This window comes from Stenotrophomonas maltophilia group sp. msm1 (genome assembly GCF_032025805.1).
Classification (GTDB): Bacteria; Pseudomonadota; Gammaproteobacteria; order Xanthomonadales; family Xanthomonadaceae; genus Stenotrophomonas; species Stenotrophomonas hibiscicola.
In genome coordinates this window covers 548,967-570,347 of sequence record NZ_JAVSKH010000001.1, presented here as the reverse complement: position 1 = coordinate 570,347, position 21,381 = coordinate 548,967, and the positions used below count along the sequence as shown (strand labels likewise).

The window sequence follows — 21,381 nt, the reverse complement described above, 5'->3', positions numbered from 1 at the left end:
CCTCCTCAGTGGCCGTGCTCGGCTTCGCCCTTGGCCAGTTCGGCCTTGAGCAGGAAGGCGTTGGCACCGACGATGCGCTCGTTGCCGGTCAGGCCACCGAGGATCTCGATACGGTCGCCGGCGCGACGCCCGGCCAGTACCGGCTGCGCCTTGAAGCCGCCTTCGACGGCGACGAACACCGCGCTGCTGCCATCGACGTTCTGCACCGCATCGGCGGGCACGCTGAGCGAGCCGTCCTGGCCTTCGGTGACCACCACGGCCGACACCGGCGAACCGGCCGGCGGCAGTGAAGCATCCACCGGCGTGGCGCGGATCACCGCGACGCCGCCCTGCTGGCGGACATCGGCGGCCGAGCCGGTGACGGTGGCGGTGAAGCTGCCCCCCGGCACACTCACTTCCAGCTTCATGCCCGGCGTGACCTGTGCAGCCAGCGCCGGCGGTGCGGTGAATACCAGCTCGTTCATCGACGGGTCGGCGACGTCGGCGACTGCACTGCCGGCGGCGACCACACCGCCCGGAGTGACCTGCACGTTACCGACGATGCCGGCCACCGGGCTGGTGATGCGCACGCGGCCACTGGCGTCGGGCGCGCCGTTGGCGGCGGCCTGGGCCTGCGCGGCAGCGGCCTGGGCCTGTGCCGCCAGCGAACGTGCGCGCGAGGCTTCCATCTCCTGGCGCGCGACCACGCCCTGGTCGACCAGCGCCTTGTCGCGGCCATAGGCCAGGCGCGCGGCCTCTGCTTCGGCCGAGGCGGCCAGCGCATTGGCACGGAACACCGCCGCTTCGCCACTGACCACGATGGCCAGGGCCTGGTTCTGCTTCACTGCGGTGCCCGGTGCGACCAGCACGCGTTCGACGCGGCCGGTCACGGTCGACGCCACCGAGGCACGTGCGCCCACCGACGGCTCGACGCGGCCGGACAGGCGCGTCGAGCCCACCGCCACCGCGGCCGATGGCGACCACCTCGATACCGGACGCCTTGATCTGCTCCGGGGTCAGCGGCACCACGCCTTCATCGGCGTCAGCCGGCGCCTTGGCGGCTTCCGCCTTGGCTTCCTTGCTGTCGGTCGCGTGGCCATGGCCATCGTCGGTGCCCGCCTTGGCCGCGGCGGGGTCTTCATTTGCAGGTGTCTGCGCGTTGCCAGCGCAGCCGGCCAGCAGCACGGTCAGCAGCACGCCGCCGATCAGCGGGAAAGTACGGGAGAGCGTCATGGGACCTCCACAAAAGGTGCGCGCCCTTCAAGGCGGGCAAGATCGATTTCCGCGCCGACGCGCGACAGGCGCGCATCCACGGCGGCGCCGCGGGCGGCGATGAGGGCGCTGCGCGTGCTGCGCAGTTCCAGCTGCGAGATGCGTCCGGCGTCGAAGCCGATGCGTGCAAGGCGGTAGGCCTCTTCGGCGGCGACCACGCTTTCATCGGCGGCACGGGTGCGGCTGCCGGCCGCCTTCAGCCCGGCCACGGCGGACAGGCGTGCGGCCTCGCTGTCGCGGCGCTGCTGGTCCAGGCGTGCCTCGGCCGCGCGCTGGTCGGCATTGGCGGCGCGGATGCCACCGCGGTTACGGTCGAACAGCGGGATGCTGAGGCTGAGCCCGAGGTTGTAGGCACGCTCGCCGCCTTCGCGGAAGCGGGTCTGTGCGGCGGTGACGCTGAGGTCGGGCAGGGCGCGCTTGCGCTCCACGTCGACCAGCTTGCTCGCCGCATCGGCTTCGGCTTCGGCAATGCGCACTGCCAGTGCGGTATCGGTGGCACCGCGCGGCAGCGGCGGTGCGCGATCGAGCAGGCTGTTGTCGATCGACTGCACCGGCGCATCCAGCAGCGCGGTGCCGGCCAGGCGGGCCAGCGCGGCATCGCGGAACGCCTGTGCTTCATCCAGCGACGCCATGGCATTGGCTACTTCGCTCTGCGCTTGCACCGCGCGCAGCTGTGGTTCGCGGCCCTGCTTGACCATGGCGTTGACGGCGTTGGCGTCATCGCGGGTCAGTGACAGTGCTTCCTCGGCCAGGGTGTAGCGGCGCAGTGCACTTTCCGCCTGTGCATAGACCACCGCCAGCTGGCTGGCCACGTCGCTGCGACTCTGCGCGCCACGCAGGTTGGCCGCCTGGGCCTCGGCACGGGCGGCACGAACGCGCGCGCCACGCTGGCCCCAGACCTCCAGCGGCTGGGACAGGGTGAGTACGGTATCGGCCTTGCCCATGCCACGGTAGGTGCCGGAGCCCCAGGCATTCTCAGCCGACCAGGAAAGGGAGGGATTGGGCAGCGCACGGGCCTGGTCGGCGCGCGCATCGGCGGCCTCGGCCAGTGCCGTACCCACACGGGTGCCGGGCAGCTGGTCCAGGCGTTCAAGCAGGGTGTCGTAGGAGGGGGCGGCTTGCGCCATCACCGATGCCGCCGGGGCCAGGCCCAGCAACACGGCGACGACCAGCCCGGCCGCACGCGGCGACCGAGGTGTCAGGATCGACATAGGGGGATTCCGGTTGTGAGTGAAACGGGAGCCCGCAATCGCGGGACGCGCTCAACTCACGCCCGGGGTGGACGCGTCAATTCATCCTGGGCGACCGTATAGGCCGCCGCATCGCCCGCACTCATCCAGCGCGCCGGCAGTGGCGCCCCGAAGGCGGCGATCGTGTGCGCCGGCAGGCTCAGGTTGGAGTGGTGGCAGTGGTTGTGGCCACAGGCACCGACATGCTTGCCGTCGGTATCGCCATCGGCATCCGGTGCGGATTCCACATGCACCGTGCTGGCATGCGGTTCCACCGTGCACGCCAGGGCATCGGCCACCGGCACGACCACGAATGCCGCCATCAGCAGCATCAGCAGGGTCGAACGGAGGTGGCGGGTGATCCAGCGCATGAAGGGGAGGCTAGCAAGCGGTTTTCGCCGGATACAATATCAATGGCCGCTTCGGGAATACGTCGGAATCTCCCGTTCAGGTGGGGCGGGCCTTTCGGCCCACCGGGCTGCGCTTCTGTAGAGCCGAGCCCATGCTCGGCTGCTGTTGCGCGCTCAGCCCCCCGGTAGGGGTCGACCTTGGTCGACACGCTTTTCGACCCCCGACACATTGCCGGCCAGCGGCCGGCACTACCGGTCTGCAGGCAGCTTCGCGATCACCTTGATCTCGAACTGGAACCCATACAGCCAGGTCACACCGATACCGGTCAGGGTCGGGTGCGGCGCCTCGCCCCAGTACTCGGGCACGATCGCCCAGGCCTTCTCGAAGTTCTTCTCCGGATCGACCAGGAACACGGTCACGTCGATCACGTCATCGAAGGTGCAGCCGGCGGCAGCCAACACCGCATTGAGATTCTCGAAGGCGCGGCGCACCTGGGTTTCGAAGTCCGGTTCGGGCGAGCCGTCCTCGCGGCTGCCGACCTGGCCGGAGACGAACAGGAAGCCATTGGACCGGATCGCCGGCGAGTAGCGGTTGCGCGCGTACAGGGCATGGCGGCCGGCGGGGAAAACGACATCACGCTGTGACATGGGGAGGATCCCGTGGGAGAGAACGCCATCCTCCGCGCCAGTGCTGTCTGGATAAACCGCGATGATCAGCCTAGATTGATTGCCAATCCCAAACAATCATGGCCCGCCATGGACCGTTTCGAGGCGATGCGGGCCTTTGCCCGCGTGGTGGAAACCGGCAGCTTCACCCGCGCCGCGCAGACCCTGCAGATCAGCCGCACCACGGTCACCCAGCTGGTGCAGCAGCTGGAGGCACACCTGCGGCTGCGCCTGCTCAACCGCACCACGCGCCGGGTCAGCGTCACCGCCGACGGTGCGGCCTACTACCCGCGCATCGCCCGCCTGCTGGCCGAGCTGGAAGAGGTGGAGGGCGGGCTGGGTGACGCAGCCAGCCAGCCGCGCGGCCGCCTGCGGGTGGATGTGCCGGGGCCCTACGCGCGGTTGCGGCTGGTACCCGCACTGCCGGATTTCCAGGCGCGTTACCCGGAGATCCAGCTGGACATCGGCGTCAGTGACCGCGAGGTCGATGTCATCGCCGACAACGTCGACTGCGTGATCCGTGGTGGCACGCCGGCCGACCCGGCGCTGGTGGCGCGGCCGCTGACTGCACTGCCGATCGGCTTCCACGCCAGTCCAGGCTATGTGCAGCGCTTCGGCCTGCCGACCGACCCGCGCGCGCTGGAAGGGCCTGATCATCACATGGTCGGCTTCCTCAGCCCGCGCAGTGGCCGCGCACGCGTGTTCGTTGCACAGCGCGGCGAGGAGCGCGTAGAAGTGCAGGGCCGCTATACGGTTGGCTTCGATGACGGCAATGCCTATCTGGCCGCTGCGTTGGCGGGGCTTGGCGTGGTCGCGCTGCCCAGCTACATGGCCGCGCCGCACGTGGCGCGTGGCGAACTGCTGCCGCTGCTGCAGGACTGGCAGCTGCCACCGATGCCGATGCACGTGATGTTCCCGCCGAACCGGCACATGAGCCAGCGGCTGCGGGTGTTCATTGATTGGGTGGTGGAAGCGCTGGGGTGACACACACCGGGCGTGCGAAAATCACCACAGCACGCAACAGGAAACAGCCTCACGCATGAGTCGCATCGTCGCACTGGATACCGAAACCACCGGCATCTCCCACCGCCTGGGGCATCGGGTGATCGAAATCGGTGCCGTCGAGCTGATCGATGGCCAGCTCACCGGTCGCCAGTTCCACACCTACCTGCAGCCGCAGCGCAGGGTCGATTGGGGCGCACAGCGCGTGCATGGCATCAGCGATGCGATGCTGGTGGGCAAGCCGCTGTTTTCCAGCAAGGCCGCCGAACTGCTGGACTTCCTGCGCGGCAGCGAGATGGTCGCGCACAACGCCACCTTCGATGTGGGTTTCCTCGACAATGAGCTGCGCCTGGCTGGCATTCCTGCCACGCTGGCCCAGCACTGTCGCATCACCTGCAGCCTGAAGCTGGCGCGTGGGCGCTGGCCCGGTCAGGGCAACAAGCTGGACGACGTGCTGCAGCGCCTGCGCATTCCAGGGGCGCGTGGCCTGCATGGCGCACTGAAGGACGCCCATCTGCTGGCCCAGGTGATTCCGCACCTGCGCTGAGGCATGGCCGCTGTTACGCCGGCCGCACCCAGCGCTCGATCATTTCAATGCCGCATGCCACCCCGTCCTCCTTGCTCATCGCCACGCCCAAGGCAGCCGCACGTGCACGTGTTGCGTCGGTTTCAGCGAAGGTGATGGCTGCCGCCAGCGTTGCTGCATCCAGTCGCTTCGGTGACAACGGTGCCGGTGCCACGCCCAACCGATGCAGGCGATCGGCCCAGAAGAACTGATCCGCGGCGAACGGCATCACCAGCGAGGGAATGCCGGCGCGGCAGGCCGAATGCGTGGTGCCGCTGCCACCATGGTGGATGGCGAGTGCGCAATGCGGGAACAGTGCTTCGTGTGGCGTCGGGCCGAGCACGAACACATCTGCTGGCAGCGCACCCGTCGGCAGCCCGGCCCACCCCGGGAACAGCAGCACCCGGCGCGGTGCCAGCGCCTGCAGCAGGGCCGGCAGCACGCGCTCGCGATCAAACCCGGTCATGCTGCCAAAGCCCAGGTACACCGGCGGCGGCCCGGCATCGAGGAAGGCCTGCAGATCGACCGGGGGCGTCCAGGGCGCATCAGGAAGCCGCCATTGGCCACAGACGATGTGGTCGGCCGGCCAGTCCGCCGGTGGCGGCAGCAGCTGCGGCGAGATGCCATAGAGCATCGGCAGGCCGGACCACAACGCGCGACGCGGCGATTGCCCCAGTTGCTGGCGTGCCGCGTTGATCGGCCGGCGGAACTGGCGCCAGATCAGGCCGTTGACCAGCCCATAGCTGGCGCGGTTCAACCAGCCCGGCGAGCGTCCCGGTGGCAGGAACGGAGAGCGGAAGGCCCGCGTCGGGGTCAGCGGGATCATGCCGGTGCCGATGACCGGCATTCCGCGGCGTTCGCCCACGCTCATGCCGACAAAGGCCGCCAGGCCACCGGTCAGAATCGCATCGCAGCCTTCTGCGGCCGCATCGGCCTGGCGCATCCAGCCGCTGACATGCTGCAGCGCCATCCGTGCCAGACCGGAACTGGCGGCGGCAACACCGTTGCCACGCGACACCAGAGCGACCACTTCGTCATGGATGTCGCCCTCAAGGGCCGCGTGGGGCACATCCAGGGCCTGCGCGCTGCCCAGGGTGCCGCCATCGGCCAGCAGTGTCACCGCGTGGCCTGCGCCGATCAGCCCATGGCAGAGCATGGCCAGCGGGCGCGTATCGCCTTCGGTTCCGTAGGTCAGGGCCAGCAGCCGCATGGAAAGCTCCGCAGTGATCCGGGCCAGTATGCCGGTTGGCGGGCTCCCGGCCCTGCCGGTTCAGCCGCAGCCTGTGGGTAACTTGCGCAAGTGCTTGAACCCGTGCATAATGCGCGGCTCGCTGTGTCCGGTTTTCTACCGGGCGGCGCCCCCGGGAGCACGTCCCCGGCCGCCCAACGCCAGCGTAACCCTTTGATTCTCTTGACGTGTGGTGGGCAACCATCGAGGCCGCCGTCTCCCGGGCTACGGGCTGACAACTACTACTATCGAGGTGCGCAATGTCCCGCGTATGCCAGGTTTCCGGCAAGCGAGTGCAGACGGGTAACAACGTCTCGCACGCCAACAACAAGACCCGTCGTCGTTTCCTGCCGAATCTGCACGAGCGCCGTTTCTGGGTGGCCAGCGAGAACCGCTGGGTCAAGCTTCGTGTTTCCGCGCATGCACTGCGCACCATCGACAAGAACGGCATTGATTCCGTTCTGGCTGAGCTGCGTGCGCGCGGCGAAAAGGTCTGAGGAGTAAAGCATCATGGCAGGCAAGCGCGATAAGGTCCGTATGATTTCCTCGGCCGGTACCGGCCACTTCTACACGACCGACAAGAACAAGAAGAACACCCCGGGGAAGATGGAATTCCTGAAGTACGATCCGGTCGTGCGCAAGCACGTCCTGTACAAGGAAGGCAAGATCAAGTAATCCGCACGGATTGCTGATCCCCGCGAAGAAACCCGCCCTTGTGGCGGGTTTTTTCATGCCTGGCATCCAGGTGGTGGGTGCCGACCGTTGGTCGGCACGCTCTCCCCGCACCCGGTAGCTGTCGACCCTGGTCGACACGCTGGCTCTCTGCCGTCGGTTCGAAAGGCAGTCGAGCATGGCTCGACTCTACAAATCCTGCTGGGCAGAATGGCCCATCACCTCCCGACGGGCGACGCGATGCTGTTCGAGTGGTTGCTGGGTTCGTATCTGCTGCTGATCGACTGGCTGATCCGGCTGGTCGCGCTGTGCTGGATTCCCACCCGCACCACGCCGGGGGCGGCGCGCAGCTGGCTGCTGCTGGTGGGCTTCGTGCCGCTGCTGGGCCTGCCGCTGTACCTGCTGTTTGGCCACCCGTGGCTTTCGCGTGAGCGCATCCGCCGCCAGGCCGAGGCCTCGCAGGTCATCCGCGAGGAACAGGCGCTGCAGCATCGCCTGCGCTGGACCCCGCAGCCGGATACCGCAAGCGCCGAGATCGTGCCGCTGGTGCAGCGCCAGGGCGATTTCATGCCGGTGCACGGCAACGCCGTCGATCTGCTGACCGACTACGACGAATCGCTGCACACGCTGATCGCCGACATCGACCAGGCCGAAGACCGGGTGCACCTGCTGTACTACCTGATGTTCGACGACGCGGTGGGCGAGGCTATCGTCGAGGCACTGCAGCGTGCGGCTGCACGGGGCGTGCAGTGCCGCGTGCTGCTCGACGCGGTGGGTGCCAAGCGTGGCCTGCGCGCCTATCGCAAACGCCTGGAAGCTCGCGATATCGAAGTGCGTGCGATGCTGCCCGGTGGCCTGCGCTGGCGCCGCAGCGGCCGCATGGACCTGCGCAACCACCGAAAGATCGCGGTGATCGACAACGAAGTGGCCTATGTCGGTTCGCAGAATCTGGCCGGCCCGCAGTTCGTGCCTAGCCACCCGAACCGCGAGCTGGTGGCGCGCGTGCGCGGCCCGGCGGTGGCGCATCTGGAAGCGGTGTTCGCCAGCGACTGGTACATGGAAACCGGCCAGCGCCTGGACGTGATTGCCGATGTGCCCGAGTGCAGCGACGACATCGCCACCCAGCTGCTGCCCAGCGGCCCGGCCTACCCGTACAGCAACGCGCGCGATGCGGTTGCGGCGCTGATTCATCTGGCGCGGCGCCGGCTGGTGATGGTGACCCCGTATTTCGTGCCCGACGAGGCCACGTTGAGCGCGCTGCGTATCGCCGCATTGTCCGGCGTGCAGGTGCAGCTGATCCTCTCGGCCAGCAACAACCAGCGGCTGACCTCGTGGGCGCAGGAGGCGTACTACGACGAGCTGCTGCGCTGTGGCGTGCGCATCGCGCTGTACGAGCCGCAGTTCCTGCACGCCAAGCACATGAGCGTGGACGAGGACATCGCCGTGCTCGGCTCGATCAACATGGACATCCGCTCATTCGCGCTGAATGCCGAGATCGGCCTGGTCTGCTACGACCGCGCGCTGGTGCAGCAGCTGTGTGCGATCGAGGATGGCTACCTGCGCGAGTCGCGGCAGCTGGACCTGCAGCAGTGGCGCAGCCGCCCCACGTGGCGGCGCAGCCGCGAAGGCATCGCACGGCTGGCCGATGCGTTGATGTGAGGCGGCGGCAATCGCCCGCTTCGGCAACCCGGCCCGTCATCGCCGATGGCCTACAATCGGCGCATGACTGATTCACCGCGTAATGGCGAACTGGACCTGGCGATCATCGGTGGTGGTGCGGCCGGGGTGCTGGTGGCGATCCAGGTACTGCGCCAGGCCCACGCGCCGCTGGCGCTGGCCATCTTCGAACCCGCCTCGCAGCTGGCCCAGGGTATCGCTTATGCCACGCCATGGCCGGAGCACCTGCTGAACGTACCGGCGGCAAAGATGAGTGCGTTTGCCGACCAGCCCGGCGATTTCCTCGACTACCTGACGGCTGCCAACGCCTACCCGGGCGAGGCGCGCGAGGTGCTGGGCGAGCGTTACGTGTGTCGCCATTACTTTGCAGCGTACCTGCAGCAGCGCCTGCAGGAGGCCGCCGCGGCCAGCCCGGCGCAGCTGCAGGTGATCGCGCAGCCGGTGCTGGGCCTGCAACCGAATGACCATGGTTACCGGCTGCAGCTGGGTGATGGCCAGACGCTGCATGCCGCGCAGGCGGTGCTCGCCACCGGCAACAGCATGCGACCGCTGCCGGTGGCCGGTGCCGAGGCACTGCCCGCCGATGATGTGATCGAGGCCTGGGACTACGACGGCGTGCGTACCCTGGCCGGTGAGCAGGCCGTGGCCATCGTCGGCTCCGGCCTGAGCATGGCCGACACCGTGCTGGCGCTGGTTGCCGCCGGCCACACCGGCCCGCTGCACGTGATCTCGCGCCATGGCCTGCTGCCGCTTCCGCATGCGCATGGCGGCCTGCCCACGTTCGACCCGGCCACGCTGCTGCCGATGCGCCTGCGCCAGCGCCTGCGCGCATTGCGCGGGTTCGCTCGCCAGGCGCAGGCCGACGGGCTGCCGTGGCAGGGCGTGATGGACCGCATCCGTCCGCACGGGCAGGCGCTGTGGTGCAGCCTCGACGCGGCCGACCAGCGCCGCTTCCTGCGCCATGTGGTGCGCTACTGGGACGTGCATCGCCACCGCATCGCCGAAGAGGTCGACGCACAGCTGCAGGCGCTGATCGAAAGCGGCCAACTGCGTATTCACCGGTCCCGCCTGCAATCCGTCGGCCGCGAAGGCGATGCCCTGCGGCTGTCGGGTCGCGATGCCAACGGCAATGAACAGCACTGGACGATCGGCGGTGTGGTCAACGCCACCGGCGTGGAAATCCGCGCCAGTGCGTTGCGCAATCCGCTGCTGCAGCAGCTGCAGGCCGAGGGCCTGGCACGCCCCGGCCCGCATGGGCTGGGCCTGGACAGCACGGTGCCGGGCGACCGCCTGCGCGCCGCCGGTGGCCAGCCGCAGGCGCGGCTGGGCGTGCTCGGCAGCCTGCGCATCGGCAGCCTGTGGGAAAGCCTGGCGGTGCCTGAACTGCGTCAGCAGGCGCAGGCGCTCGCCACCGAAGTGGTCGCAGGAGCCGCGACGGCGATGCCGTAAAATGGGGGCATGGATGTCTCCCACCTGCTTGATGGCCTGAACCCGGCCCAGCGCGAAGCCGTCTCCGCTCCCCCCGGCCACCACCTGGTGCTGGCCGGTGCCGGTTCCGGCAAGACCCGCGTACTCACCCACCGCATCGCCTGGCTGCATGAAGTCGACGGCGTGCCGACCCACGGCATTTTCGCGGTGACCTTCACCAACAAGGCGGCCGGCGAAATGCGCCACCGCATCGACGCCCAGCTGCCCCATGGCAGCCGCGGCATGTGGATCGGCACCTTCCACGGCCTGGCCAACCGCCTGCTGCGTCTGCACTGGCAGGACGCGAAGCTGCCTGAAGGCTTCCAGGTGATGGACTCGGACGACCAGCTGCGGCTGGTCAAGCGCGTGGTACAGGCACTGGAACTGGACGACGGCAAATACCCGGCCAAGCAGATCGCGTGGTGGATCAACGCGCAGAAGGACGAAGGTCGCCGCCCGCAGCACATCCAGCCCGAACCGCACGATGCGTGGCTGGAAACCATGCGCCAGGCCTACATCGAGTACCAGGCGCGCTGCGACCGCGCAGGCCTGGTCGACTTCGCCGAGCTGCTGCTGCGCGCGCACGAACTGCTGCGTGACAACCCGGCGCTGCTGTCGCATTACCGCGCCCGCTTCCGCGAGATCCTGGTGGACGAGTTCCAGGACACCAATGCCATCCAGTACGCCTTCGTGCGCGTGCTGGCCGGCGATTCCGGCCACGTGTTCGTGGTCGGTGACGATGACCAGGCCATCTACGGCTGGCGCGGCGCCAAGGTCGAGAACGTGCAGGGCTTCCTGCGCGACTTCCCGGGTGCGCAGACCATCCGCTTGGAGCAGAACTACCGCTCCACCGCCAACATCCTCGGCGCCGCCAACGCGGTGATCGCGCACAACCCAGATCGCATCGGCAAGCAGCTGTGGACCGACAGCGGCGACGGCGAGCCGATCGACCTGTATGCCGCGTACAACGAGATGGACGAGGCACGCTACATCGTCGAGCGCGCCCGTCAGTGGGTGCGCGACGGTGGCAGCTACACTGAAGTGGCCGTGCTCTACCGCAGCAACGCGCAGTCGCGCGCGCTGGAAGAAGCGCTGCTGAGTGAACAGGTGCCGTACCGGGTGTATGGCGGCATGCGCTTCTTCGAGCGTGCCGAAATCAAGGATGCACTGGCCTACCTGCGCCTGCTGTCCAACCGCAACGATGACGCCGCCTTCGAGCGCGCGGTCAACACGCCCACCCGGGGCATCGGCGACCGCACGCTGGACGAAGTGCGCCGCGAGGCGCGTGCGCAGGGCATTTCGTTGTGGGAAGCGACGATGCTGGTCACCCAGGGCAGCGCGCTGGCCGCACGTGCGCGCAATGCACTGGCCGGCTTCCTGGGGCTGGTCAACGAGCTGCAGGCGCAGACCCTGCACATGACCCTGGCCGAGCGGGTGGACCACGTGCTGGCCCGCTCGCAGCTGCGCGAGCACTGGAGCAAGGAAAGCCGCAACTCGCTGGATTCGGAATCGCGTACCGACAACCTCGACGAACTGGTCTCGGTGGCGTCGCGCTTCGTGCGCCGCGCCGACGACATCGAGGAAGTGGGCGAGGACATGGACGAGCTGGTCGCGTTCCTGGCCTATGCCGCGCTGGAGGCCGGCGAAGGCCAGGCGCAGGCCGGCGAGGACGGTGTGCAGTTGATGACCCTGCACTCGGCCAAGGGCCTGGAATTCCCGCTGGTGTTCCTGGCGGGCATGGAAGACGGCCTGTTCCCCAGCGCACGTTCGCTGGAAGAAAGCGGGCGGCTGGAGGAAGAACGCCGCCTGGCCTACGTCGGCATCACCCGCGCGCGCCAGAAGCTGGTGCTGAGCTATGCCGAATCGCGCCGCATCCACGGCCAGGACAACTACAGCCTGCCGTCACGCTTCCTGCGCGAGATTCCGCGCGAACTGCTGCACGAAGTGCGCCCGAAGGTGCAGGTCTCGCGGCCGGCCTCCATGGGCGCCAGCCGGGTGATGGGCCATGCCTCGATCGAGGCGCCGCCGGTCAAGCTCGGCGCGCTGGTCACCCATCCCAAGTTCGGCGAAGGCATGGTGACCGACTACGAAGGCAGCGGCGCGCACGCCCGCGTGCAGGTCGAATTCGCCGACGCCGGCAGCAAGTGGCTGGTGATGGCCTACGCCAACCTGACGGTGATCTGATCACCGTCGGGAGGCGGGAATTCCTGTAGAGCCGAGCCATGCTTGGCTGCTTTTACCGCCAAAAGCAGCCGAGCATGGGCTCGGCTCTACAATAGGCGGCACTTCTTCCAGGAACGCCCCCATGACCGAACCCACGCTGCACGTCACCGTGAAGTTGAACGCCCGGCTGCAGCCGGAGCATCGCCACGAGCTGTTCGAGGATCCGCTTGACGCGTTGCTGCAGGCGGCCCAGGTGGGCGAGCTGACGGGCGGCGGCACTGCGATGTCCGATCTGGGTGAGGTCGAATACGGCGATATCGAAGTGGCACTGGTCGGTGCGGATGGCGTGCCGAAGCTGATCGACCTGCTGGAACAGCTGGGCGCGCCGAAGGGTTCGCAGCTGCAGAGGGCTGGCGAGGCTGATCGCAGCTTCGGCGTGACCGAGGGCCTCGGCATCTATCTGGATGGCCTGAACCTGCCGGACGAAGTCTACGAGCAGTGCGATTCCAACCACGTGTTCGAACAGCTGTCGGAGAACATCGACGGCCTGGGCGAGATCTGCAGCTGGTGGCAGGGCCCGAGCGAGACCGCGCTGTACATGTACGGCCAATCGTTCGAGGCGATGCGCGATGCGATTGACGAGTTCGTGGCCAGCTACCCGCTGTGCCAGAATGCGCGCATCGTGCAGATCGCCTGAAGGCGGGCCTGATGTAGAGCCGAAGGTAGCGGCAGGAGCCGCTGCCAACGTCGCTTGCGACGGCCCGAAGGGTGCCGGTCAGGACGACCGGCATAGCCCATGCTCGGCTGCTTTTCCCGCCAGAAGCAGCCGAGCATGGGCTCGGCTCTACAGAAGCAGGCTATCGGCCGGCTGACTGCCGGGCGTTGTCGCGCTGGGCAAGATCTTTGCCCAGGTAATAACCGCCGCAGAACAGCACGAAGGCGGCGATGAGGCTCCACAGGATGATCCTGAGCGGGGAGCGTGATGTCGGCTTGCCGTCCTGCATGCGGGTTCTCCCAAGGCGGCGCGGCGCCGCCTACCCAGCTTGCGCCGCAGTGATCGGGTACGCAAGCCGGCGGTGCGCACACGCCGCTGCGCGGCGCCGGATTGATCCTGCTCAAGGCGCAGCCTGCACATCCGGTGTGTAATGGTGTCGTTCCCATCTGGCAGATCGCTACGGAGCCCCACCATGTACAAGCGCATCCTGATTGCCACCGACGGGTCCGAGCTGGCCGACAAAGGCCTGGCCAAGGGCCTGGAACTGGCCAAGGACCTCAATGCCGAGGTCGATATCGTGACTGTCTCCGAGCCGTGGGCCGTCGGCATGTACGATGCCATGGGCTGGAGCGTGGGCTACATGAACAGCCCCGAGTACAAGGCCGACCGCGAGGAAGGCGCGCAGAAGGTGCTGCAGCCGGCGCTGGCCAAGGCCGCCGAGCAGGGCATCACCGCCAACCCGGTGCACGTGCTGGACCGCTACGCGGCCGACGGCATCATCGAGACGGCGGCCGAGCGCAACAGCGACCTGATCGTGATGACCTCGCATGGCCGCCGGGGCGTGACCCGCGTGCTGCTGGGCAGCCAGACCGCCGAGGTGCTGGCGCGCAGCACGCTGCCGGTGCTGGTCATCCGCTGATCCATACCCGCTGATTCAAGCGTTCCCCGGGGAGGGGACCCGACGCCGGTGCGCAGGATGCGTGCCGGCGTTGTTTTTTGTAGGGGGCTGGGGTGAATCCACGCATGGCGTGGATCTACTGGATCGCAGGGATCCGACCCCGGTCACATCACCAGCTGTACAGCTTCCAGTACACCGGCGACACGCCATCCTTGTCGTTGTCGAATCGGCCATCGCCGTTCTTGTCGTACATGTAGAACGGGGCACCGCGCGACGGCGTCACCTTGACCATGCGCAGCTGGCCGGACACACGGTATTCCTCGATGACATCGCCGTTGTCCATAGTGCGCTTGGAGACATCGGCGCCCTTGACGTCCACCGGGGGAGCACCTGCGCCACCCATGCTGGCGCAGCCAGCGAGCAGGAGCAGGGAAGCCAGCATCAGGGTCTTCATCGGCAGGGGCCTTTGCCTGGAGAGAGCCCTGATTATGCCCCATCGCCAGGTGCGGGCCGTGTCGTCGCGGTGCAGGCACGGGCGCGTAGAATCGGCGCATGAGCAGATTAGTCCTGATCGACGGGTCCAGTTACCTGTACCGCGCGTTCCACGCGCTGCCGCCCCTGTCCAATGCACAGGGTGAGCCCACCGGCGCGCTGTTCGGCGTGGTCAACATGCTGCGTTCGACGCTGAAAGAACGCCCGGCCTACGTCGCGTTCGTGGTCGATGCGCCCGGCAAGACCTTCCGTGATGACCTGTACGACCAGTACAAGGCCAACCGCCCGCCGATGCCCGATGAGCTGCGCAGCCAGGTCGAGCCGATGTGCCGCATCGTCGAAGCGCTGGGCATCAGCATCCTGCGCATCCCCGGCGTGGAAGCCGACGATGTGATCGGCACGCTTGCGCTGCAGGGCCTGGCGCAGGACCTGAAGGTGACCATCTCCACCGGCGACAAGGACTTCGCCCAGCTGGTGCGCCCGGGCATCGAGCTGGTCAATACCATGACCGGCAGCCGCATGGATTCCGACGCGGCGGTGATGGACAAGTTCGGCGTGCGCGCCGATCAGATCGTCGACCTGCTGGCGCTGATGGGCGACGCGGTCGACAACGTGCCGGGCGTGGAGAAGTGCGGGCCGAAGACCGCTGCCAAGTGGCTGGCCGAGTACCAGCACCTGGACGGGGTGATGGCGGCCGCGCCGACCATGAAGGGCAAGATCGGCGAGAACCTGCGCGCCGCGCTGGAGCGCCTGCCGCTGAACCGCGAGCTGGTGACCATCCGCACCGACCTGGCGCTCGAGGCCAGCCCGACCAGCCTGGCGCTGCGCGAGCAGGACGTGCCGGAGCTGACCGAACTGTATACGCGCTACGGCTTCACCCAGGCCCTGAAGGAACTGGGTGCGCCTGTGCCGGCGCCGGCAGCGGCCAGCGAGGCCACCCCGAGCCTGCGCGGTACCGCGGCCGGCTTCGCGCGGGGCAGCGCCGAGGCGCCCGCCGCCGGCACGCTGGATCCGGCACTGTCCGCGCCGGGTGAATACGAGACCGTTCTGACCGCCGAGCAGCTGCAGGCCTGGGTCGAGCGCCTGCAGCAGGCCGACCTGATCAGCTTCGACACCGAAACCGATGCGCTGGACGCGATGCGCGCGCGCCTGGTCGGCATCAGCCTGGCGGTCGAGCCGGGCAGGGCGGCCTACATTCCGGTGGGCCATGATTACCCGGGGGCTCCGGTCCAGCTGCCAGCGCAGCAGGTGCTGGACGCACTGCGCCCGGCGCTGCAGGACCCGGCGAAGAAGAAGCTGGGCCAGCATGGCAAGTACGACCTGCATGTGCTGCGCCGCCACGGCGTGGACGTGCAGGGCTACCACGACGACACCATGCTCGAGAGCTTCGTGCTCAACTCCACCGCCACCCGTCACGACATGGATTCGCTGGCCCTGCGTTACCTGGGCTACAGCACCGTCAAGTTCGAGGACGTGGCCGGCAAGGGCGCCAAGCAGATTCCGTTCTCGCAGGTGGGCATCGACGAAGCCAGCCGCTATGCGGCCGAAGACGCCGACATCACCCTGCGCCTGCATCGCGCGCTGCAGCCGCAGCTGCTGGCCGAGCCGGCGTTGGACAGCGTGTACCGCGACATCGAGATGCCGCTGGTGCCGGTGCTGGCCAGCATCGAAGCCAACGGCGTGCGGATCGACACCGACGAGCTGCGCCGGCAGAGCCAGGACCTGTCCTCGCGCATGCTGGCCGCGCAGCAGAAGGCCACCGAGCTGGCCGGCCGCAGCTTCAACCTGGATTCGCCCAAGCAGTTGCAGGCGGTGCTGTTCGACGAGTTGAAGCTGCCGGCGGTGGTGAAGACCCCGAAGGGCCAGCCCAGCACCAATGAAGAGGCGCTGGAGGCGATTGCCGACCAGCATGAACTGCCGCGGGTGATCCTCGACTACCGCGGATTGGCCAAGCTGCGCAGCACCTACACCGACAAGCTGCCGGAGATGGTCAATCCGGACACCGGCCGGGTGCACACCAGCTACCACCAGTCCGGCGCCGCTACCGGCCGCCTGTCCTCGTCGGACCCGAACCTGCAGAACATCCCGATCCGCACCGAGGACGGTCGTCGCATCCGCCGCGCGTTCATCGCCCCGGAAGGCTGCCAGCTGCTGGCCGCCGACTATTCGCAGATCGAGCTGCGGATCATGGCGCACCTGTCCGAGGACCCGGGCCTGGTGCGCGCCTTCGAGCAGGGTGCCGACGTGCACCGTGCCACCGCCGCCGAGGTGTTCGGGCGCACGCTGGAGGAGGTGACCCCGAACGAGCGCCGCGCCGCCAAGGCGATCAACTTCGGCCTGATGTACGGCATGAGCGCCTTCGGCCTGGCCCGCAACCTGGGCATCGACCGCGGCCAGGCGCAGGACTATGTGGCGCTGTACTTCAGCCGCTACCCGGGCGTGCGCGACTTCATGGAGCGGATGCGCCAGCAGGCCCGCGACCAGGGCTATGTGGAAACCCTGTTCGGCCGCCGCCTGTACCTGAACGACATCCACGCCCGCAACCAGGGCCTGCGTGCCGGGGCCGAGCGCGCCGCGATCAACGCGCCGATGCAGGGCACAGCCGCCGACATCATCAAGCGCGCGATGGTGGATGTGGACCAGTGGCTGCGCGACAGCGGGGCACCGGCACGGATGATCCTGCAGGTGCACGATGAACTGGTGTTCGAAACCGAAAGCAGTTTCGTGGAAGACTTGCGCTTGCAGGTGGTGGAACGCATGTCGCAAGCGGCCAAACTGCGGGTGCCGCTGGTGGTCGATACGGGCGTCGGCAGCAACTGGGATGAAGCGCACTGACCGCATTCCGGGCCGAAAACGACGTGAATTTGTTCATGAGTCGGGGGTTTCTGACTCGACCATGAATGTTGCCCCGATTGAATTTCATTAAATGGGGCCCCTTCACGAACCGTTAGTGTTCGGAGTGCTTCTATAACTCCCGACAGGCGCAATGCCTGTTGTGGATCTCTCCCATCCCCTGGAGCAGATCTCGGAACGGGGACTCCTCCCCAAGTGCCCGTTCCCCGGCCCCGTTGACCTCCCCCTGGTCAGCGGGGCTTTTTATTTGTGCCGATGGCATACCCCGGGCGCTGATGGGGCAGAGGGATCTGACCCCAGGTGCTAGGCTGGGCCACCGTTCCGCAGGGGAAGACCATGCCCGACCTGTTCGCCCTGGCCATGCCGTGGTGGGAATTCATCCTGCGCGCGGTGGTGGTCTACGTCGTGGTGCTGGGCATGGTCCGGCTGGGCGGCAAGCGGGCTCTGGGGCAGATCACGCCGTTCGACGTGCTGCTGATCGTGCTGCTGGGCAACGCGGTGCAGAACGCGCTGCTGGGCACGGATACCTCGCTGGGCGGCGGCCTGCTGCTGGCGGCGACCCTGGTCCTGCTGAACTACGGGGTGGGCTGGCTCACCACCCGGAATCGGCGCATGGAGCGGTTGATCGAAGGAGAACCCACCGTAATCGCGCGCGATGGTCGCCTGTTCGAGGCGGTACTTCGCCGCGAGCTGATCAGCCGCGCCGACTTCGATGCCGCGCTGCGCCAGCAGGGCGGGCTGCAGATTGAAGATGTGCAGATTGCCCTGCTGGAGACGACAGGGCACATCACCATCATCGCGCGGAAGGGCAGCTGACCAGCGCCGAGCCCACGCCCCGCGCGACGACACCCCTCAGAGCCAGTCGCGCGGCACCAGGTAATCGGCCAGGCGCGATTCGGGGCTGCCGGGTTCGGGCGAGAAGCCGTATTCCCAGCGCACCCGCGGCGGCAGGCTCATCAGGATGCTTTCGCTGCGGCCACCGCTCTGCAGCCCGAACAGGGTGCCGCGGTCGTAGACCAGGTTGAATTCCACGTAGCGGCCGCGGCGGTACAGCTGGAACTCGCGTTCGCGCTCGCCATAGATGGCGTCCTTGCGCTGCTGCACGATCGGCAGGTAGGCGTCGAGGAAGCCATCGCCGACCGCGCGCAGATAATCGAAATCGCGCTCGAAGTCGCCGTGCAGGTCGTCGAAGAACAGACCGCCGACGCCGCGCGTTTCGTTGCGGTGGCGCAGGAAGAAGTACTCATCACACCAGCGCTTGTGCGCGGCGTAGCGTTCGTCGCCGAACGGTGCACACAGATCGCGTGCGACCCGGTGCCAGTGCTGCACGTCCTCGTCGAACGGGTAGAACGGGGTCAGGTCGAAGCCGCCGCCGAACCAGCTGGCCACCACTTCACCGTCGCGCTGCGCCTGGAAAAAGCGCACGTTGGCATGGGTGGTCGGCACGTACGGGTTGAGCGGGTGGAACACCAGCGACACGCCGGTGGCGCGCCAGGAGGCGCCCGCCAGTTCCGGGCGGTTGGCCGAGGCCGACGGCGGCAGGCGGCTGCCAGCAACGTCGGAGAAGCCGATGCCGGCCTGCTCGAACACCGCACCGTCGCGCAGCACGCGGGTACGCCCGCCACCGCCCTCTGCACGCTGCCACAGGTCTTCCTGGAAGCGGGCCCGGCCATCGACGGCCTCGATTGCCGCACAGATGCGGTCCTGCAGGTCGGTGAGGTAGGTGCGCACGCGCTCGAATTCATTCATGGCGCGTACTTTACCGCAGGGCCCGGGGAGGCAAGCCCCTTACTGCTTGTGGTTGGGGGTGCGTGGCGCCGGTCCGGTCTGATCCTCGTCCGCCGACTGCTCCTGGACAGCACGCTGCAAGGCCTGGCCGAAACCCAGCAAGCTCCAGTTGCGCGTCGCCAGCACGTCACATGCCACGTGGCGGCCACTGCCCTCGGTCTCGCAGACGGCCTCAAGCATGGGGCGGACGTCCACACTGCTGCTGTTCTCCATCACGCTGGCCAGGTTTTCACAGCCTTCGCGGATGCCGGCCTGGCACACCTTCTGGTAGTGCTGGCTGGCCTCGACCCACTTCCCGCCCAGCGCGGCGCGGCTGCCCAGCACATTGCAGCCCTGCATCCTGCCGGCCGCGCAGCAGGTTTCTGCTTCGCCGTCGACCGACGCGCGTGGGCAATCCTGCGGGAATGGGATTTCGTCGAACACCAGCGGTGCGCTGCACTGGGCACTTCCCGGCTGTCGCTGGAAGCGCTCAAAACGCATCGAATCGTCCAGCCCCAGCAGGTCACCGTTGGCCAACGGTTGCAGCACGTAGTCACCCCCCAGCTCGTGGCGCATGCGGATCTGGCCGTCCTGCACGCGTGCACGCACCCGCGAACCGTAGCCCACCTCCACCAGTCCACCATCGCCGAACGTCAGTTCGTCCAACAGCCCGCCGGAGGCCACGTAGTGGCCACAGGGCACGGCGCTGGCGGCCTGCGGCAACAGCTCCCCATCCAGCGCCCGCAGTGCAGCCGCCTGCCGGCAGGACGTCTCGTTGCCGCCTTCGCAGGCCATCTGCAACGCCGCCCTGCCGTCCTGCAGATTGCCGGCGGTCCACTGCAGGGTGGCAACCTCCATGCAGAAGTCACTTTCACCCACCTGCGTGCATAGGTCCTGCAGGCGCTGCAATCGCGCGTCGGACAGCGCAGGCTTGGCTGCAGGCGAGAACACTTCAACCATCTTGGCCGCCATCGAGGCCGTGCGGATGGCAGTGGCGACGGCCTCGACCAGCTCTGGCCGCTCTTCCAGGATGGCCATGCAGGCCTCGGTGTCGGCCGCAGGGTCATCCTTGCGACACTGGCGGGGGAAGTCCATCTCGGCCATCTCCTTTTCCATCGTGGCCTGTATCACCGCGATCTGTGCTTCGGTCGGTGTATCGCTGCCGGGGGCCTGGTCAGCCTCGCGATAGCGATCGGGCAGGCGCTGGCACAGAAATGGAACCCCTTCGGCACAGGCCGATTCCAGCGCCGTCAGGCTCAGCTCATGATGATGCCTGTCAAGGCAGCGCTGGGCATCTGCCAGGCAGCTGCCTGGCGCGTGCTCGACCGGGGGCAGGCACGCCGCTGGCTGGATCAGGCGGTAGCGCGTGTTGCCCTGTTGCAGGACGCGACCGCCACGCTGGACGTTCAGTCCAGATGTAACTCCGAAGGTGAGGTTGACGAGGCTCAGCTCGCCATCGATCTCTTGGACAACGAAGGGCCGATCAGAGATGTGCGTGTTCTTCGCCACCCCGCGGTCAGGCCCATCCACGCGCAGCTGGTTGCCACCGCCTTCGGCCGCGAATAGGCCACAGCGTGGCAGACCGGTTGCGGCCGCCTGCTGCGCCCAGGTCAGCAGCAACAAGGCAATGAAGGCCGGAATCAGGTGGCGTGGGGCGAAAGGAGGCATCTTGGAGCCAGGGCAGAAAGACGCGGGCCACGATAGCCAACCGCCACCGATCCGCAATCAAACCCGCTGGAACGCCTGTGCTGCGGTCACGGCGTCTGTGCCGGGCAGGTCGTTCGCGTCAAAAATGCCGGGGGCGAGAGCTCAGCGGAAGCGCGCGCGCACGTCGGGGCGCAGCAGGCGCCAGGCCAGCCAGCCCTGCAGGCCGAGAAGCACGAACGACATGCCGACCACGGTCAGCGTGATCAGCCAGCGTTTCAGCTGCAGCTCCTGCAGAAGGGCCGGGTCATCGGCCAGCAATGGGATGAGGTCGCGCATGAACACGTCCAGCCACCAGGCGACTGCGAAGTTGCTCAAGCCGCTCAACAGCAGCAGCACCACGAAGCTCCACAGGCCCCAGCGACGTTCACGCAGCAGGCCCCAGCTGGACACGGTCGAGGCCAGGCACAACAGCGCGACGATCATTGACGCGGCCACCGGGTGCGCCAGCAGCCAGACCAGGCTGTGCAGCTGCTGGTGCTGCACTTCGCTTTCCACCAGGTGCCACAGCGCAAGGTGGTTCAGCGGCCACAGCACCAGTCCCTGCAGCACGAAGTAGATCGTCAGCAGCAGTGACAGCCAGAACGAGGCCTGTGCCACCGGGCGCACCCAGGCGTGATAGGCCGGGGACGGCGGCGAGGGGATCGACGGGATCGACATTGACATCCGATGTCCTTGCAGT

At 67.8% G+C, this 21,381-nt stretch carries 20 protein-coding genes and 1 pseudogene; 11 read left to right on the top strand and 10 right to left on the bottom strand.

The window, feature by feature from the left end:
• Positions 1 to 5: 5 nt before the first annotated feature.
• The 4 genes and pseudogenes from ROV95_RS02590 to ROV95_RS02575 all read right to left on the bottom strand — a co-directional run bounded on the left by ROV95_RS02590 (position 6) and on the right by ROV95_RS02575 (position 3,478).
• Positions 6 to 1,212, bottom strand: a pseudogene (locus tag ROV95_RS02590) (efflux RND transporter periplasmic adaptor subunit).
• Positions 1,209 to 2,462: a TolC family protein gene (locus tag ROV95_RS02585; protein ID WP_312542765.1), complete on the bottom strand. Its 1,254-nt coding sequence runs from the start codon at positions 2,460 to 2,462 to the stop codon at positions 1,209 to 1,211. Before ROV95_RS02585 ends, ROV95_RS02590 begins: the two are co-directional and overlap by 4 nt.
• 56 nt (positions 2,463 to 2,518) lie before the next feature.
• Entirely contained in the window at positions 2,519 to 2,851 is a 333-nt protein-coding gene (locus tag ROV95_RS02580) for a hypothetical protein (RefSeq protein WP_010482368.1), read from the bottom strand.
• A 228-nt stretch (positions 2,852 to 3,079) separates the two neighbouring features.
• Positions 3,080 to 3,478 carry a RidA family protein gene (locus ROV95_RS02575; protein WP_312542762.1) on the bottom strand — a complete coding sequence of 133 codons (399 nt, stop codon included), beginning with the start codon at positions 3,476 to 3,478 and terminating at the stop codon, positions 3,080 to 3,082.
• A 108-nt stretch (positions 3,479 to 3,586) separates the two neighbouring features.
• Here ROV95_RS02575 and ROV95_RS02570 point away from each other — a divergent pair, with 108 nt between their 5' ends.
• Positions 3,587 to 4,480, top strand: coding sequence for a LysR family transcriptional regulator (locus ROV95_RS02570; RefSeq protein WP_312542760.1), 894 nt, complete (start codon positions 3,587 to 3,589; stop codon positions 4,478 to 4,480).
• Positions 4,481 to 4,535: 55 nt separating this feature from the next.
• Entirely contained in the window at positions 4,536 to 5,045 is a 510-nt protein-coding gene (dnaQ, locus tag ROV95_RS02565; RefSeq protein ID WP_312542758.1) for a DNA polymerase III subunit epsilon, read from the top strand.
• A 13-nt stretch (positions 5,046 to 5,058) separates the two neighbouring features.
• Here dnaQ and ROV95_RS02560 read toward each other — a convergent pair whose 3' ends face one another.
• Complete coding sequence (locus tag ROV95_RS02560) at positions 5,059 to 6,273, bottom strand: glycosyltransferase (protein ID WP_312542756.1); 1,215 nt, start codon at positions 6,271 to 6,273, stop codon at positions 5,059 to 5,061.
• 278 nt (positions 6,274 to 6,551) lie between these two features.
• Here ROV95_RS02560 and rpmB point away from each other — a divergent pair, with 278 nt between their 5' ends.
• From rpmB to ROV95_RS02530, 6 genes are all read left to right on the top strand, one after another.
• Complete coding sequence (rpmB, locus tag ROV95_RS02555) at positions 6,552 to 6,788, top strand: 50S ribosomal protein L28 (protein WP_005411638.1); 237 nt, start codon at positions 6,552 to 6,554, stop codon at positions 6,786 to 6,788.
• A 10-nt stretch (positions 6,789 to 6,798) separates the two neighbouring features.
• The gene (gene rpmG / locus ROV95_RS02550) at positions 6,799 to 6,966 is read left to right on the top strand and encodes a 50S ribosomal protein L33 (RefSeq protein ID WP_169411268.1); all 168 of its coding nucleotides are present in this window, start codon (positions 6,799 to 6,801) and stop codon (positions 6,964 to 6,966) included.
• A 237-nt stretch (positions 6,967 to 7,203) separates the two neighbouring features.
• Entirely contained in the window at positions 7,204 to 8,622 is a 1,419-nt protein-coding gene (gene cls / locus ROV95_RS02545) for a cardiolipin synthase (RefSeq protein ID WP_312543803.1), read from the top strand.
• 45 nt (positions 8,623 to 8,667) lie between these two features.
• Positions 8,668 to 10,089 carry an FAD/NAD(P)-binding protein gene (locus tag ROV95_RS02540; protein ID WP_312542753.1) on the top strand — a complete coding sequence of 474 codons (1,422 nt, stop codon included), beginning with the start codon at positions 8,668 to 8,670 and terminating at the stop codon, positions 10,087 to 10,089.
• A 9-nt stretch (positions 10,090 to 10,098) separates the two neighbouring features.
• Positions 10,099 to 12,291: a DNA helicase II gene (gene uvrD, locus ROV95_RS02535; RefSeq protein WP_312542751.1), complete on the top strand. Its 2,193-nt coding sequence runs from the start codon at positions 10,099 to 10,101 to the stop codon at positions 12,289 to 12,291.
• A 121-nt stretch (positions 12,292 to 12,412) separates the two neighbouring features.
• Positions 12,413 to 12,967, top strand: coding sequence for a hypothetical protein (locus ROV95_RS02530; RefSeq protein ID WP_312542749.1), 555 nt, complete (start codon positions 12,413 to 12,415; stop codon positions 12,965 to 12,967).
• A gap of 160 nt (positions 12,968 to 13,127) precedes the next feature.
• Here the strand turns inward: ROV95_RS02530 and ROV95_RS02525 are convergent, their stop codons facing one another.
• On the bottom strand, positions 13,128 to 13,274 hold the full coding sequence (locus tag ROV95_RS02525) for a hypothetical protein (protein WP_191850324.1): 147 nt from the start codon (positions 13,272 to 13,274) through the stop codon (positions 13,128 to 13,130).
• Positions 13,275 to 13,457: 183 nt separating this feature from the next.
• On the opposite strand from ROV95_RS02525, the gene ROV95_RS02520 reads away from it, so the two are divergent.
• Positions 13,458 to 13,904: a universal stress protein gene (locus ROV95_RS02520; protein ID WP_005420335.1), complete on the top strand. Its 447-nt coding sequence runs from the start codon at positions 13,458 to 13,460 to the stop codon at positions 13,902 to 13,904.
• 148 nt (positions 13,905 to 14,052) lie between these two features.
• Here the strand turns inward: ROV95_RS02520 and ROV95_RS02515 are convergent, their stop codons facing one another.
• Entirely contained in the window at positions 14,053 to 14,337 is a 285-nt protein-coding gene (locus ROV95_RS02515) for a DUF2782 domain-containing protein (protein ID WP_005411628.1), read from the bottom strand.
• Between the two features lie 98 nt (positions 14,338 to 14,435).
• On the opposite strand from ROV95_RS02515, the gene polA reads away from it, so the two are divergent.
• Both polA and ROV95_RS02505 read left to right on the top strand, forming a co-directional pair.
• Positions 14,436 to 17,210 carry a DNA polymerase I gene (gene polA / locus ROV95_RS02510; RefSeq protein ID WP_134735302.1) on the top strand — a complete coding sequence of 925 codons (2,775 nt, stop codon included), beginning with the start codon at positions 14,436 to 14,438 and terminating at the stop codon, positions 17,208 to 17,210.
• A 354-nt stretch (positions 17,211 to 17,564) separates the two neighbouring features.
• On the top strand, positions 17,565 to 18,044 hold the full coding sequence (locus ROV95_RS02505) for a YetF domain-containing protein (protein ID WP_312542744.1): 480 nt from the start codon (positions 17,565 to 17,567) through the stop codon (positions 18,042 to 18,044).
• 36 nt (positions 18,045 to 18,080) lie between these two features.
• On the opposite strand, the gene hemF is transcribed toward ROV95_RS02505, so the two are convergent.
• The 3 genes from hemF to ROV95_RS02490 form a co-directional block, all read right to left on the bottom strand.
• Positions 18,081 to 18,977 carry an oxygen-dependent coproporphyrinogen oxidase gene (gene hemF, locus ROV95_RS02500; protein WP_021203513.1) on the bottom strand — a complete coding sequence of 299 codons (897 nt, stop codon included), beginning with the start codon at positions 18,975 to 18,977 and terminating at the stop codon, positions 18,081 to 18,083.
• Positions 18,978 to 19,016: 39 nt separating this feature from the next.
• Positions 19,017 to 20,663 carry a hypothetical protein gene (locus tag ROV95_RS02495; protein ID WP_312542742.1) on the bottom strand — a complete coding sequence of 549 codons (1,647 nt, stop codon included), beginning with the start codon at positions 20,661 to 20,663 and terminating at the stop codon, positions 19,017 to 19,019.
• Between the two features lie 141 nt (positions 20,664 to 20,804).
• Positions 20,805 to 21,365 carry a hypothetical protein gene (locus ROV95_RS02490; RefSeq protein ID WP_111102304.1) on the bottom strand — a complete coding sequence of 187 codons (561 nt, stop codon included), beginning with the start codon at positions 21,363 to 21,365 and terminating at the stop codon, positions 20,805 to 20,807.
• Positions 21,366 to 21,381: the final 16 nt, after the last annotated feature.